We start from the raw sequence: 14821 nt of genomic DNA on the forward strand, positions 1-14821 counted from the left end.
GGGTCGTTCACTTCTCTGCGTGTCACTTCACTGCGGAGGCCTCCGCGGCGGGCGGCTCGGTCTCCAGACGGGAGCGGCGCATCCCGTACAGGAAGTAGAACACGAGCCCGACGACCATCCAGACACCGAAGACCTTCCAGGTCGCCGCGTCGAGGTTGTACATGTTGTACGCGCAGAAGCCGAAGCCGAGCACCGGGAAGAGCCAGCCGAGCGGCACCCGGAAGGTGCGGGGCATGTCGGGGCGGGTGCGGCGCAGGATGACCACGGCGATGTTGACCAGGCCGAAGGCGAAGAGCGTGCCGATGCTGGTGGCGTCGACGAGCTTGCCGAGCGGGATCACCGAGGCGAGGACGCCGCAGAACAGGGACACGATGACGGTGTTCACGCGGGGCGTGCCGGTCTTGCCGCTGACCTTGGCGAACGTCTTCGGCACGAGGCCGTCGCGGGACATCGCGAACAGCACGCGGGTCTGGCCGTAGAGGACGGTCAGGACGACGCTGGCGATCGAGATGACGGCACCGGCGGCGAGCACGGTGCCCCAGACGGTCTGGCCGGTCACGTCGTTCATGATCGCAGTGAGCGACGCCTCGGAGCCCTCGAAGTCCTTCCAGTTCCAGGCGCCGACGGCGACGGCGGCGACCAGGACGTACAGGGCGGTCACGATGATCAGCGACAGCATGATCGCGCGGGGCAGGTCGCGCTGCGGGTTCTTGGCCTCCTCACCGGCGGTGGAGGCGGCGTCGAAGCCGATGTAGGAGAAGAACAGGCTCGCTCCGGCCGCGCTGACCCCGGCGACGCCGAGCGGCATGAAGTCGGCGTAGTTGCCGGACTTGAAGCCCGTGAAGCCGACCGCGCAGAACAGCACGAGGGCCGCGATCTTCACGATGACCATGATCGTGTTCGCGCGGGCGGACTCCTTGGCGCCGCCGAGCAGGAACACCATGGCGAGCAGCACGACGATCAGGCCGGGCAGGTTGATGATCGCGCCGTCGACCTCGCCGGGCGCCGCGGAGAGCGCGTCCGGGATGGTGACGCCGATGGTGCCGTCGAGCAGCTCGTTCAGGTACTGGCCCCAGCCGACGGCGACGGCCGCGACGGACACGCCGTACTCCAGGACCAGGCACCAGCCGCAGACCCAGGCGACGAGCTCGCCCATCGTCGCGTAGGCGTACGAGTACGAGGATCCGGCGACCGGGATGGTGCCCGCGAGCTCGGCGTAGGACAGGGCCGAGAACAGGGCGGTGAGTCCGGCGATGACGAAGGAGACCGTCACGGCCGGGCCCGCCTTGGGCACGCTCTCGCCGAGCACCACGAAGATGCCGGTGCCGAGCGTGGCGCCGATGCTGATCATGGTCAGCTGCCACATGCCGAGGGTCCGGCGGAGCGTGCCGCCCTCGCCCTGGCCGCCCTCGGCGACCAGGCGGTCCACCGGCTTGCGCCGCGTTATTCGGCTGCCGAAACCGCTGTCGCCCTGGGGGCGTGGGCGGGTCTTCGGGGGGGCGCCCTGGTCGAGCACGGGTGGCTCCTTAATCGCTGCCGGTCGAAATGGCCGGGACCCACGGCAGCCCGGGCATCACCACGGGAACCACCGAGCAGGCAGTCCCCGCCACGCCACGTACAGCGCCAGACTCTAAGCGGTTCCGCTTCCCAGCCGAAATGCAGCAACGTTGCGCACCCACACAAGATCGTTGCGTGAGCGTCGATTGTATGGACCTTTATTGCGCCGTCCCTTTCGTCCGTTGCGTGACGCCCGATTTGTCCGTCGATCGGGATTCCGTTTGTTTCCGCTCCGGCCGCCGCCGGATCGGCCCCCGTACCCCGCCCGTCGACCGATCCGTATTCCGTTTGTGATCTTCCCGAAGTGCTGGTGAAACGCCGACGGCCCCCGCGAGCGAACTCGCGGGGGCCGTCGATGAGTTGGCCCGAGGGGCCGGTGGATCAGCTCCAGCTGGCGTGCAGCGGCTTGCCCTCGGCGTATCCGGCGGCGCTCTGGATGCCGACGGTGGCCCGGTCGGCGAACTCCTCCAGGGAGCCCGCGCCCGCGTAGGTGCAGGACGAGCGGACGCCCGCGATGATCGAGTCGATCAGGTCCTCGACGCCCGGACGCGCCGGGTCGAGGAACATGCGGGAGTGCGAGATGCCCTCCTCGAACAGCGCCTTGCGGGCGCGGTCGTACGCGGACTCCTCGGACGTGCGGTTGCGCACCGCGCGGGCCGAGGCCATGCCGAACGACTCCTTGTAGAGACGGCCGTTCGCGTCCTGCTGGAGGTCGCCCGGGGACTCGTACGTACCCGCGAACCAGGAGCCGATCATGACGTTCGACGCGCCCGCGGCGAGCGCCATGGCGACGTCGCGCGGGTGGCGGACACCGCCGTCGGCCCAGACGTGCTTGCCGAACTTCTTGGCCTCGGCGGCGCACTCCAGGACGGCGGAGAACTGCGGGCGGCCGACGCCGGTCATCATGCGCGTGGTGCACATGGCGCCGGGGCCCACGCCGACCTTGATGATGTCGGCGCCGGCCTCGATCAGGTCGCGGACGCCCTCGGCGGCGACGATGTTGCCCGCCACGATCGGCACCCGCGGGTCGAGCGCGCGCACGGCCTTGACCGCGGCGATCATCGACTCCTGGTGGCCGTGCGCGGTGTCCACGACGAGCGTGTCGACACCGGCGTCGAGAAGCTGCTTGGCCTTGCCCGCCACGTCGCCGTTGATGCCGACGGCGGCGGCGATGCGCAGCTTGCCGTCCGCGTCCAGGGCGGGCTTGTAGAGGGTCGCGCGCAGGGCGCCGGTGCGGGTGAGGATGCCCGCGAGGCGGCCGTCCTTGTCGACGGCGGGCGCGTAGCGGCGGTTGGCGCCGTCCAGCTTGTTGAACGCGTCGCGCGGGTCGATGTCCGCGTCGAGCAGCACCAGGTCCTTGGACATGACCTCGGCGAGCTGCGTGAAGCGGTCGACGCCGCTCAGGTCCGCGTCCGTGACCACGCCGACCGGACGGTGGTCGGCGTCCACGACGACGCCCGCGTTGTGCGCGCGCTTGGGCAGCAGCGCCAGCGCGTCCGCGACGGTCTGCGCCGGCGAGAGGACGATCGGGGTGTCCAGGACGTGGTGGCGCGTCTTCACCCAGGAGATGACCTCGGTGACGACCTCGATCGGGATGTCCTGCGGGATGACGACGAGCCCGCCGCGACGGGCGACGGTCTCGGCCATGCGGCGGCCCGCGATCGCCGTCATGTTGGCGACGACCAGCGGGATCGTGGTGCCGGTGCCGTCGGGCGAGGCGAGGTCGACACCCTGGCGGGAACCGACGGCGGAGCGCCTCGGGACCATGAAGACGTCGTCGTACGTCAGGTCGTACGCAGGCTGGATGTCATTGAGGAAACGCACGTGCTGCTCATCCCAGTCGATCAGAGGTGGCCCCCGAACCGGACAGCCGGGGGAAAAGCACGTACTTCATTGTCCCATGCCCAACCGATTGCGCCGCCTGGGACGATCACCCAGGCGGCGCGGGAACCCCCTGGTCAGATCCTCCAAGGGCGCCACCGTCCGCTGCCGCGGGCCTGCGCTGCGTCTAGATCTTCCGGGTGCGCCACACGGCCAGCGAGGTGAGTGCGCTCAAGGCCGCGCCGAATCCGAGCACCGCGGTGAGCGACACCGCGCTCACCACCACGCCTCCGAGCGCCGCGCCCGAGGCGATGGCCAGGTTGAACATCGAGGTGTTCAGGGCGGTCGCCGCCTCGGTCGAGCCGGGCGCGGCCTTGAGCACCCAGGTCTGCACGGCCACCGGGATGCCGCCGAAGGCGAGGCCCCACAGGACCAGGAGCACGATCCCGGTCGCCGGGCTCCGGCCGACCAGCGGGAACAGCGCGAGCACGGCGGCGAGCAGCACGCTCATGGCGATGATGGTGGCGCGCACGTCACGGGTCGCGGTGATGCCCGCCAGGACCGTGCCGCCGATGCCCGCGAGGCCGTAGACGAGGAGCAGCGGACCGATCAGGCTCTCGCTGACGCCGGAGGTCTCCTGGAGGATCGGGCTGATGAAGGTGAAGGCCGCGTAGTGGCCGCCCACGAGCAGGCCGGTGGCGATGACGCCCGCGCGGACCGTGCGGTTGCGGAACTGCCGGGGCAGCTCGGACAGGCGCACCGGCTCGGTGGCGGGCAGGCTCGGGAGCAGGAACACCAGGCCCGCGACCACGAGCAGACCGAGCCCGGCGACGGCGAGGAACGCGACCCGCCAGTCGGAGAGCTCACCGACGAACGTCGCCGCGGGCACGCCGATCACGTTGGCCGCGGTCGCGCCGCCGAAGACGAGCGCGGTGGCCCGCGGGATGTGCCGCTCGGGCACGAGCCGCACGGCGATGCCTGCCGCGAGGGCCCAGAACCCGCCGATGCTGACACCCGCGACGAACCGCGCGACGAGCAGCAGGGCGAAGCCGGACGCGGCGGCCGAGAGGGCGTTGGCCGCGACCATCAGCGTGAGCAGGGCGAGCAGGACGAGCCGCCGGTCGAGGCGGCCGATGAGGACGGGCAGGACGGGCGCGGTCACCGCGGCCACGAGCCCCGGCACGGTCACCAGGAGGCCGACCGCGCCCTCGGAGACGTCGAGCCCGCCGCTGATCGAGGTCATCAGGCCGACCGGGAGGGCCTCGACGGTGATCATGGCGAAGGTGCCGAGCGCCATGGCCACGACGGCCAGCCAGGTCTTGACGGAGACCCGGTCCGGCGGCGGCGCGGGCGTGGTGGGGGCGACGGGAGCGGCGGGTGTGGCGGAGGTGGCTGACTTGCTGGGGCCGGACATGGCTGAACTCCCGTTCCGAGCGGTTCGCTTGGGGCTGTGCGCGGCGGGTGAAGGCCGCGAGGAACACGCTAGGAAGCGGCGCCGGGGCGCGAATCAGTCACATGACTGGTGTGCGTCCGCCGTCGGTCCTGCGCCCGGTCCCGTCACCCGCGGCGCCCGCCCCGCCCCGGCCGTGCGACGGCCCTACTCCCCCAGATCCATGCGGGCCAGCTCGCCGCGCGAGGCGACGCCCAGCTTCGGATACGCCTTGTAGAGGTGGTAGCCGACGGTGCGCGGGCTGAGGAACAGCTGGGCCGCGATGTCCCGGTTGCTCAGGCCGGTCGCCGCGAGCCGCACGATCTGGAGCTCCTGCGGCGTCAGCCGGTCGAGCAGGCCCGGCTCGCGGTCGCGGACCGGCGTGGTCTCGCCGGTGGCCCGCAGCTCGGCGCGGGCGCGCTCCGCCCACAGCGGGGCGCCGACCGCGTCGAACAGCTCCAGGGCGGCGCGCAGCCGGGGCCGGGCGTCGGACCTGCGCAGCCTGCGCCGCAGCCACTCCCCGTACAGGAGCTCGGTGCGGGCCCGCTCGAAGGGGCGCTGGTCGTGCAGATGGACCCGGACGGCCTCGGCGAAGAGGGCGTCGGCGGGGTCGGTCCGCGCGGCGGCCCCGCCGTCCCCGGCAGCCCCGGTGACCCCGGCAGCCCCGGTGGCCTCCGCGCCCTCCACGGCTCCGGCGGCGGCCCCCACCGTGGCGAGCAGCGCGCGGCAGCGCAGCGCGACGGCCCGCGCCCAGGGCTGCCCGGTGGCGTCCGCCCACTTCCCGAACGCGGCGGCCGCCGCCTCGGCGCGCTCGGGCCTGCCCACGCGCACCGCGCTCTCCACCAGGTCGGGCAGGGCGTACAGGGCGAAGCCGGAGTGCCCGTGCGGCCCGGCCCACAGGTCCTCCAGACGGTGCAGGGCCTCGTCGTGGCGGCCGTGGCCGAGGTCGAGCAGGGCGAGCGCGCCGCCCGACCAGGCGCCCGCGATGGGCAGGCCCTGCGCGGAGAGCTCCCTGGTGAGCGCCCGGCAGCGGTCCTCGTCGCCCTCGGCCGCGGCGATGTGCGCGAGGACGCCGCGCAGATTCCCCGCGAACAGGCCCTGCGCGGTGTCCTCCGCGATCCGGGCGCCCTCGGCGGCGGACGCCGTGGCGTCCCGGAGGCGGCCCATGAGCAGCTGGGCCCGCGCGAGGTGGAACAGCGCGGCGGGCATGAGGCCGATCGCGTCCCCGGCCCGGCAGTCACGCTCCAGCGCGCGGGCCCGCTCGTACGCGGCGCCCAGGTCGCCGATGAGCTGGTGCCACCAGTGCGTGCTGGCCCGCTCCCACAGGCCGGGGGCGCCCGCCGGACCGGACGCGCTCGCCGCCTCGCCGGGCGCCTCGGGCGCCGCGGGCGCCTCGACGAGGAGGCGCGCCGCGGGCAGCCCGCGGGCGGGGTCCCCGAGGGCCACGGCGGCCAGGCCGTCGACGGCGGTGGCCAGGCGCGCGGCACCGTACGCATCGCCCCGCGCCTCTCCGGGCGCGCCGCGCCTGGCGTCTCCGGGCGCGCCGCCCCGCGCGGCAGCGTGCGCACCGCGCCTGGCGTCCCCGGGCGCACCGCCCCACACGGCACCATCCGCCACGTCCGACGCGGCGCCATCCACCCCGCCCCCCGCGGCACCGTCCGGCGCGGCGCCGCCCGCCACGTCCCCCGCGCGCCCCGCCGCGGTCGGCCGCAGCGCCGCGAGCCCGGCCGACGTCCGCGCGATCATGCCCGGGTCGTTGAGCGCCCAGGCGGCGGACATCGCGTCCAGGAACATGTACGCGGCCGCCCGCGCGTCGTGCGGCCCGACCTCGGCCGCCGCCTCGACGAGGAGCGCGTGCGCGGCGCGCTGGTCGCCGCGCGCGTTCGCGGCCGTGGCGCGGATGCGGGCGAGCCGGGCCCGGGTCAGCGGGTCGAGCGGATGCGCGGCGGCCCGGTCCGCGAGCCCCGCGGCACGCTGCTGCTCGCCCGCGTTCTCCACGGCCTCGGCCGCGGCCACGAGCCGCCGGGCGCGCTGCTCGTCGGTCGGCGAGAGCGCGGCGGCACGCTCGTACGCGGCGGCCTCGGCCTGGTGCCCGCCCCGGCGGCGTGCGGCCTGAGCGGTGCGCTCCAGATCGGCGGCGACGCTCTCGTCGGGCCCGGTCGCGGCCGCCGCCCGGTGCCAGGCGCGGCGGTCGGCGGTGGTGGCCTCGGCGAGGGCGCGGTGCACGGCCGTGCGCAGGGACAGGGGCGCGGCGCGGTACACCGCGGACCTGCTCAGCGGATGCGTGAAGCGCAGCCGCCCGTCGGCCACGGAGATCAGCCGGCTCGCCTCGGCGGCGGCCAGGTCGTCGAGCGAGGCGTCCAGGGCCCGCCCCGCGGCCAGGACGGCGGCCAGGTCGCCGGTGGGCTCGGCGGCGGCGAGGACGAGCAGGTCCTGGGCCCGGGGCGGCAGGGCGCGCGCCCGGTCGAGGAAGGTGCGCTCGACGCGTTCGGACACCGGCCGGGAGCCCAGGTGGAAGAAGTCGGCGTGCAGATCGCCGGAGCGCTGCGCGGCGCTCAGCGCCGCGGGCAGTTCGAGCAGGGCCAGCGGGTTGCCGCGCGCCTCCTGGAGGACCAGGCCGCGCACGTGCGCGGGAAGCCCGTCGGCGTGCTGGTGGAGCAGGCGGGCGCCGGTCTCCTCGTCGAGCCCGGCGAGCCGCAGTTCGGCGAGGCCCGACGCGGGGAACGGATGCCCGTCGCGGACCGCGAAGACCAGCGCCACCGGGTCGGAGCCGAGCCGCCGCGCGGCAAAGAGCAGGGCTTCGACGGACGCCTGGTCCAGCCACTGCGCGTCGTCGACGAGCACGGCGAGGGGCCGCTCCTCGGCGATCTCCCCGAGCAGGGACAGGACCGCGAGCCCCACGAGGAAGCGGTCGGCGGTGCCGCCGCCGGGGGCGTCGACGTCCAGGCCGAACGCCGCGCGCAGCGCCCGTGCCTGCGGCGCGGGCAGCGCGTCGAGCCGGTCGGCGTGGGCCCCGAGTAGCAGATGCAGTCCCGCGAAGGCCAGCTCCGACTCCGACTCGATGCCGAGCCCGCGCAGCACCCGCAGGTCCGTGGCGTGCTCGGCGGCGTGGTCGAGGAGCGCCGTCTTGCCGATCCCGGCCTCGCCGCGCACGACGAGCACCCCGCCCCGCTGCTTCCTCGCCCCGTCCAGCAGCCCGTCGACGACGGCCCGCTCCTGGTCCCGCCCGTACAGCTCCATGCCCCGTTCCCCCCGTGTGTCCGGGCGTCCGCCGGTGTGCCCGCCGTCCGCCCGGTGGTGTTCCCGTGCCGGTACGCCGTCAGCGCGGCGTACGCCCCGGTGCCGTCACTCCGGCGGCCCCAGGGCCAGCACGACCTCCAGCGCCGTGTCCTCGCCCCGCCAGTGCTCGACCGCCGCGGCGAAGACGTCCTGCGCGATCTCCCAGTCGCCCGGCGCCCGGCGCGCGTACTCCTGCCAGCCGGTGACGGCCACGAGGCGCCCCGCGGCGGGCGGCTGCCACGACAGGTCCGTCAGGCAGTCGGCCAGCGCGTCCCAGTTGCGCCCGAACCACTCCGGCAGCGCGAACGCCGTGGCGCACCGCTCCATGAAGGCGTCCTTGTCCCGGACGCCGCTCAGCTCCAGGGCGACGGTGATCCACCCGGTGCCGCGCACGGCCCCGAGCACCCCCGCGAGCGCCCCCGGCGACGCGCCGTCCGCAGCGGCGGGGTCCCCGCCCGCCCAGTCACCCGTCGTCACGCTTGTGCCTCCGTCATCTCAGCACCGCCTTGAACGACGCGTAGTGGTCGTCCGTGTAGTACGTCTCGTGCTCACGGCCGGTGACGAGGCGCCGGGCACCCCGGCCGCGCTCCCCCGGCGTGCGGACGGTGTACTCGTGGTAGTAGCCGCGTGGCTCACGGGGCAGCCGGCCCTCGAAGTTGCCGAAGACCGTGCCGTCCTTCGCGTAGGGGAAGGGCCCGCCCTCGTCGATGAGGCGCAGGGTCGTGCGGGCCTCGGCGGGCAGCCGGGCGGCCGTGACGGTCGCCATGCCGCGCGCCCAGGCGGGTGTCGAGGCCGCGCCGCCGTCCCGTGCCGTGCCGCTGTCCCGCTCCGTGCCGCAGCCCGTGACGAGGACCGCGAGACAGACGAGCAGCACGCCCAGGACGCGCCCCGCCGACCGAATGATCATGGGCCCGATGCTGCCACAGCCTCCGCGCACCGGCACGCGCCGGCGTCCGGACGCCGGACACCACCGGGCCCCTGGTCGTGCCTGCGAGCGGGTCAGTTCCCGTCCGGGTCCGCGCGGTCGAGCGCGGGCCGGGGGGCCGGACCCTTCTCCAGGAGGTGGTCGGCCGCCGCCGTGTCCGTGACCAGGCTGGTCACGAGCCCGGAGCGGAGCACCGCGTCGATGGCCGCGGCCTTGCGCTGGCCCCCGGCGATCGCGACGACCTCCGGGATGCGGCGCAGCCGGTCCGCCTCGACGGTGATGCAGCGCTCGCCGAGGTCGCGCCCGACCCTGCGGCCCTCGGCGTCGAAGAGGTGCGCGGACATCTCGGCGGCGACGCCGAGCGAGGCGTAGTGCGCCCGCTCCTCGTCCGTGAGCATGTCGTGCACCGTGGAGATGCCCGGCTCCCAGGAGCCGATGGACACCGCGGCGACGGTCACCTTGTCGAAGTACTCGAAGGCGCGGGCGATGCCCGTCTGGTGCCGCAGCGCGGCGGCCGTCGCCGCGTCCGGAAGGAGCATGGGCGCGTAGATGGGGTGGGCGTCGCCGCCGGAGACCTGCGCGGCGCGGCGCACGGCCTCGACGGAGCCGCGCTCCGCGGTGCCCGCGTCGTACACGCCCGTGAGCTGTACGACGGTGCAGGGCGGCAGCGCCTCCAGCGCCGCCGCCATGTTGATGGTCGAACGGCCCCACGCGAGGCCGAGCACGTCGCCCTCGGCCACGAGCTCGCCGAGGAGCCCGGCCGCGACCTCGCCGAGGTTCTCCGGGTCGGGCGACTCGTCGACGTCGTCCGTGGAGGACGGCGATTCGACGACGACGGCGTGCCGCAGGCCGTAGCGGGCGCGGAGCGCGTCCGAGCGCTCGGCGTCCAGCTCCGCGGGCACGCGGATCTCGATCCTTACAAGGTCCCGTTCGAGAGCGGTCTCCAGGACCCGGGCCACCTTGAAGCGGCTGACGCCGAACTCCTCGGCGATCTGGATCTTGGACTTGCCCTCGAGATAGAAGCGGCGGGCCATGGCCGCCGCCTGCACCAGCTCCGCGGGTCCCATCCGCATGGCTGACCGACCCGCCGACATGGCCGACACGGCGCTCTCCTCACTGCTCACTGCTGTTCACGACATTCGTACACCTGGATTCGCTGTTCATCCTCGCAGATCCGGCGTACTTGATCAGCCTCGATGGGCCGCGTTCACGTTCCTGTGGCCAAGCCGTTGGCCGCGCGGGGGCTCAGTGGCCGCACGCCCACCCGGCACCGGCCGTAGCGGCACCGGCCCGGGCGCGCAGGGAGCGGACCGCCTCGGCCGGGTCCTCGGCGCCGTACACGGCGGACCCGGCGACGAAGACGTCGGCGCCCGCCTCGGCGCACCGCTCGATGGTGGCGGCCGAGACCCCGCCGTCGACCTGGAGCCACAGGTCGAGGCCGTGCTTGCCGATGAGCTCACGGGTACGGCGGATCTTGGGGAGCATGATGTCGAGGAAGGCCTGGCCCCCGAAGCCGGGCTCGACCGTCATGATCAGCAGCATGTCGAGCTCGGGGAGCAGGTCCTCGTACGGCTCGATGGGCGTCGCGGGCTTCAGCGCCATGGAGGCGCGGGCGCCCTTGGCGCGGATCTCGCGGGCGAGCCGGACGGGCGCCGCGGCGGCCTCGGCGTGGAAGGTGACGGACCCGGCACCCGCTTCGACGTACTGCGGGGCCCAGCGATCCGGGTCCTCCATCATCAGATGGCAGTCCAGCGGCGTGTCCGTCGCCCGCGCCAGGGACTCTACGACCGGCACCCCGAGGGTGAGGTTCGGCACGAAGTGGTTGTCCATGACGTCGACATGGAGCCAGTCCGCGCCCTCGACGGCCTTCGCCTCCTCGGCGAGGCGGGCGAAGTCGGCGGACAGGATGCTGGGGCTGATCTGCGGGGCCATGCCCCAAGCCTGCCATGCCCGGCGGTGGTTGCCCGCTCCGGTCCCGCCAAGGTGTGCGGGGCGTCCCCGTACTCCCTCCCGCGCCCGCACGCCGCGTGCCATGCTGGCCGTCCACCGGCAGTGCGTGGGGCAGCAGGGGGCACCTATGCCAGGAACGCCGAAGGCACGGCCCGACCAGCGGCGGCAGGCCCGCCGGGGGGCGGCGTGGCTGGTCTGCGGACGGCGCGCCAAGTGGCTGGTGCTCGTGCTCTGGCTGGCCGCCCTGGTCCTCGCGGCGCCGTTCGCCCAGAAGCTCACCGACGAGCAGGACAACACCACCTCGTCCTGGGTGCCGCGGTCCGCCGAGTCCACCCAAGTCCTGGACGTGTCGGAGGAGTTCAGGCCCGAGACGATGCCGATGGTCGTCGTGTTCGCGCGCGAGGACGGCCCCCTGACGGCCGCGGACCGCGCGCGGATCGACAAGGGCGTCGGCGGGGTCAAACAGCTGCGCTCGCACTGGATCCGCGGCGACGAGACCCGCGGCCCGGTCTTCGACAAGAAGGGCGGCGGCGCCCACGCGGCCCAGGTGTACGTGCCGCTCACGGTGCGCAACGACACCTACAACGACCTGCCGGACGCCGTCGACGACGTGCGCGACGCGGTGGGCGACAGCGCCGACGGCCTGGACGTCTACGTCACGGGGCCCGCCGGGATCGGCGCGGACTTCTCGAAGGCGTTCGCCGACATCGACTCCACGCTGCTGCTCGCCGCGGGCGGCGTCGTCGTGGTGGCGCTGCTGATCACCTACCGCAGCCCCGTCCTCCTCCTCGTGCCCCTCTTCTCCGCGTTCGTCTCCCTCTTCACCGCCCAGGCGCTGATCTACCTCCTCGCCGAGCACGCGGGCCTGACCGTGAACGGCCAGAGCGCGGGCATCCTCACCGTGCTCGTCTTCGGCGCGGGGACGGACTACGCCCTGCTCCTGGTCGCCCGCTACCGCGAGGAGCTGCGCCGCCACGAGGACCGGCACGAGGCGATGGCCCTCGCCCTGCACCGGGCCGGGCCCGCCGTCATCGCCTCCAGCGCGACCGTCGTCCTGAGCATGCTGGTGCTGCTCGCGGCCGAGATGAACTCCACGCGCGGCCTCGGCCCCGTCGCCGCGATCGGCGTGGGGGTCGCGCTGCTGGTGATGCTGTCGCTGTTCCCCGCCCTGCTGGTGATCTGCGGCCGCTGGCTGTTCTGGCCGAAGATCCCGCGCCACGGCTCCGCCGACCCGGCCGAGCACGGCGTGTGGGCCCGCATGGGCCGCCGCATCGCGCGCCGCCCCCGGCTGACGTGGGTCGCCGCCTCCGTGGCGCTCGCGGCGCTCTCCCTGGGCCTGCTCCAGCTGCGCGCGGCGGGCGTCAGCAACGAGGACGCCTTCCTCGACAAGCCGAACTCCGTCACCGGCCAGGAGGTCTCGGCGGAGTACTTCCCCGCGGGCAGCGGCGACCCCCTCGTCGTGGTCGCCGACCGGGCCAGGGCCGAGGACGTCAGCCGCGTCGTCAAGGGGACCCGGGGCGTGGACCCGGCGACGGTGGCCGTACCGCCGGGCACCAAACCCGAGCACGACGGCAAGGTCCTCTACGAGGCGGTCCTCACGGACCCCTCCGACAGCGAGGCGGCCAAGGACACCGTCGAACGGGTCCGGAACGCCGTCCACGACGTACCCGACGCGGATGCGAAGATCGGCGGCGGCACGGCCACGCTGCTCGACATGGACAAGGCCACGATCCACGACGACAAACTGGTCATCCCGCTCGTGCTCGTGGTGGTCCTGCTGATCCTCTGCCTGCTGCTGCGGGCGATCGTGGCGCCGCTGCTGCTCATCGCCACCGTGGTGCTGTCCTTCTCGGCGGCCCTCGGCATCAGCGCGCTGGTCTTCCGCCACGTCTTCGACTTCCCCGGCGAGTCGACGGACTTCCCGCTGTTCGTCTTCGTCTTCCTCGTGGCCCTGGGCATCGACTACAACATCTTCCTGACCACCCGCATCCGCGAGGACGCGGCCGCCCGCGGCACCCGCTCCGGCGTCGTGACCGGCCTGGCCGCCACCGGGGCGGTCATCACCTCGGCGGGCCTGGTCCTCGCGGGCACCTTCGCCGTCCTCGGCACGATCCCGATGGTCGCCTTCGTCGAAGTGGGCTTCTCCGTGGCCCTGGGCGTCCTCCTGGACACCTTCATCGTCCGCTCGATCCTGGTCACCAGCGTGTTCCTGGACGTGGGCCCGAAGATCTGGTGGCCGCACGCGCTGGCGAAGGGACAGCCGGAACAGGCGAGCCCGACGGGAGACTCAAGCCCGTCCGGCGGGTGAGCACGAGCGCGCGGCGCGAGGAACCAGGGGGCTCAAGGGGCGCAGCCCCCGGTCACCCCGTCCGCCGGATGACCGCCAAGTACATCGCGTCCGTACCGTGCACATGGGGCCACAGCTGCACGTCGGGCCCCTCGCCGAGCGCGGGCACCCCCGGGAACAGCGGGCGCGCGTCGACCAGCTCGGCGCCGCCCGTCTGCTTGAGCACGTCGTCCACGACGGCCCGGGTCTCCGCGAGGTGCGGCGAACACGTGGCGTACCCCACGACACCGCCCACGCGCACGGACTCCAGCGCCCTCCGCAGCAGCGACCGCTGGAGCGGAGCGAACCCCTCCAGGTCCTCGGGGCGGCGCCGCCACCGCGCCTCGGGCCGCCGCCGCAGCGCGCCGAGCCCCGTGCAGGGCACGTCCATGAGGATCCGGTCGAAGGTGCCGGGCCGCCACGGCGGACGCGTGCCGTCGGCGGCGATGACCTGGTAGGGGCCGGGGTTGCCCGCGAGGGCCTGGCCCACGAGCCCGGCCCGGTGCGGCTGCTTCTCGGAGGCGAGCAGGACCGCCCCGCGCTCGGCGGCGAGCCCCGCGAGCAGCGCGGCCTTGCCCCCGGGCCCCGCGCACCCGTCGAGCCACTTCGTGTCGGGCCCCTCGACGGGCACGTCCGCGAGGGCGCGGGCGACGAGCTGACTGCCCTCGTCCTGCACCCCTGCGCGCCCCTCGCGCACCGCCTCGATCCGCCCGGGCTCACCGCCCTCGGCGAGCCGCACGGCGTACGGCGACCAGCGGCCCGGCAGCGCGGCCTCGCTGTCGAGCGCGTCCAGCAGCTCGGTCGCGGTGGACCGGCCGGGGCGGGCCACGAGGGTCACCTCGGGCCGTTCGTTGTCGGCTTCGAGCAGGTCCTCGATGCCCGCCCGGCCGCCACCGAGCGAGTCCCACAGCGCGGAGACGACCCATCGCGGATGCGAATGCACCACGGCCAGATGGTCCTCGGGGTCGTCGTCGTACGGCGGGGCGACCTTCTCCAGCCACCCGTCGAGGTCGTCGCCCGCGACCTTGCGCAGCACCGCGTTGACGAACTTGGCCCGCCCGTCGCCGAGGACCACGCGCGCCAGCTCCACGGACGCGGACACCGCGGCGTGCGTGGGGATGCGGGTGCCGAGCAACTGGTGCACGCCCAGGTTCAGCACGTCGAGGACGGGCGGGTCGACCTCGCGCAGCGGCCGGTCGACGCAGGCCGCGACGATCGCGTCGTACGTGCCCTGCCGGCGCAGCGTGCCGTAGACGAGCTCCGTGGCGAGCGCCGCGTCCCGCGCGTCGAAGTCGCCCTTCTCACGGGCCTTGCGCAGCAGCGGCGGAAGGACCAGGTTCGCGTACGCGTCGCGCTCGTCCACGGCCCGCAGTGCCTCGAAGGCGAGGAAGCGCACCGGGTCCTTCTGCGGGCGCCGGTAGGGCTTGTGGGGCCTGCCGGGCTTCCCGGACTTCCCGGGCTTGCCCTGGGTGCGGGGACGGCGGCTCGGCTGGTCGTTCAAAGGTGCTCCGCTGCATGAGGATCAGACGTCCGC

10 protein-coding genes are annotated in these 14821 nt (G+C 74.3%); 1 reads left to right on the forward strand and 9 read right to left on the reverse strand.

Annotated elements, in window-relative coordinates:
• Positions 1-22: 22 nt before the first annotated feature.
• From MQV74_RS08590 to rpe, 8 genes are all read right to left on the reverse strand, one after another.
• Positions 23-1516: an amino acid permease gene (locus MQV74_RS08590; RefSeq protein WP_242715473.1), complete on the reverse strand. Its 1494-nt coding sequence runs from the start codon at positions 1514-1516 to the stop codon at positions 23-25.
• A 422-nt stretch (positions 1517-1938) separates the two neighbouring features.
• A complete protein-coding gene (locus tag MQV74_RS08595) occupies positions 1939-3381 on the reverse strand; it encodes a GuaB1 family IMP dehydrogenase-related protein (RefSeq protein ID WP_171075669.1) in 1443 nt (480 codons plus the stop codon).
• A gap of 184 nt (positions 3382-3565) precedes the next feature.
• Positions 3566-4792, reverse strand: a complete 1227-nt coding sequence (locus tag MQV74_RS08600; protein ID WP_242715475.1) for an MFS transporter — start codon at positions 4790-4792, stop codon at positions 3566-3568.
• A gap of 183 nt (positions 4793-4975) precedes the next feature.
• Positions 4976-8047 carry a helix-turn-helix transcriptional regulator gene (locus MQV74_RS08605; protein WP_242715477.1) on the reverse strand — a complete coding sequence of 1024 codons (3072 nt, stop codon included), beginning with the start codon at positions 8045-8047 and terminating at the stop codon, positions 4976-4978.
• Positions 8048-8152: 105 nt separating this feature from the next.
• Positions 8153-8563, reverse strand: coding sequence for a barstar family protein (locus tag MQV74_RS08610; protein WP_242715479.1), 411 nt, complete (start codon positions 8561-8563; stop codon positions 8153-8155).
• A 13-nt stretch (positions 8564-8576) separates the two neighbouring features.
• Positions 8577-8993, reverse strand: a complete 417-nt coding sequence (locus MQV74_RS08615) for a ribonuclease domain-containing protein (protein ID WP_242715481.1) — start codon at positions 8991-8993, stop codon at positions 8577-8579.
• A 92-nt stretch (positions 8994-9085) separates the two neighbouring features.
• Positions 9086-10084 carry a sugar-binding transcriptional regulator gene (locus MQV74_RS08620; protein WP_242715483.1) on the reverse strand — a complete coding sequence of 333 codons (999 nt, stop codon included), beginning with the start codon at positions 10082-10084 and terminating at the stop codon, positions 9086-9088.
• 172 nt (positions 10085-10256) lie between these two features.
• Complete coding sequence (rpe, locus tag MQV74_RS08625; RefSeq protein ID WP_242715485.1) at positions 10257-10943, reverse strand: ribulose-phosphate 3-epimerase; 687 nt, start codon at positions 10941-10943, stop codon at positions 10257-10259.
• Positions 10944-11088: 145 nt separating this feature from the next.
• Here rpe and MQV74_RS08630 point away from each other — a divergent pair, with 145 nt between their 5' ends.
• Positions 11089-13269 (forward strand): MMPL family transporter, encoded by a 2181-nt coding sequence (locus MQV74_RS08630; protein ID WP_242715487.1) that lies wholly within the window; start codon positions 11089-11091, stop codon positions 13267-13269.
• A 52-nt stretch (positions 13270-13321) separates the two neighbouring features.
• On the opposite strand, the gene MQV74_RS08635 is transcribed toward MQV74_RS08630, so the two are convergent.
• A complete protein-coding gene (locus tag MQV74_RS08635; protein ID WP_242715489.1) occupies positions 13322-14788 on the reverse strand; it encodes an RsmB/NOP family class I SAM-dependent RNA methyltransferase in 1467 nt (488 codons plus the stop codon).
• Between the last annotated feature and the right edge of the window lie 33 nt (positions 14789-14821).

The sequence above is a fragment of the Streptomyces sp. AN091965 genome (assembly GCF_022698285.1).
Lineage (GTDB): Bacteria > Actinomycetota > Actinomycetes > Streptomycetales > Streptomycetaceae > Streptomyces.

What these genes read in the sequence shown, in the direction of transcription:
- MQV74_RS08600 (WP_242715475.1), bottom strand. Translation starts at nt 4,792, where the DNA reads ATGTCCGGCCCCAGCAAGTCAGCCACCTCCGCCACACCCGCCGCTCCC.
- MQV74_RS08605 (WP_242715477.1), bottom strand. Translation starts at nt 8,047, where the DNA reads ATGGAGCTGTACGGGCGGGACCAGGAGCGGGCCGTCGTCGACGGGCTG.
- MQV74_RS08615 (WP_242715481.1), bottom strand. Translation starts at nt 8,993, where the DNA reads ATGATCATTCGGTCGGCGGGGCGCGTCCTGGGCGTGCTGCTCGTCTGT.
- MQV74_RS08620 (WP_242715483.1), bottom strand. Translation starts at nt 10,084, where the DNA reads ATGCGGATGGGACCCGCGGAGCTGGTGCAGGCGGCGGCCATGGCCCGC.
- rpe (WP_242715485.1), bottom strand. Translation starts at nt 10,943, where the DNA reads ATGGCCCCGCAGATCAGCCCCAGCATCCTGTCCGCCGACTTCGCCCGC.
- MQV74_RS08630 (WP_242715487.1), top strand. Translation starts at nt 11,089, where the DNA reads ATGCCAGGAACGCCGAAGGCACGGCCCGACCAGCGGCGGCAGGCCCGC.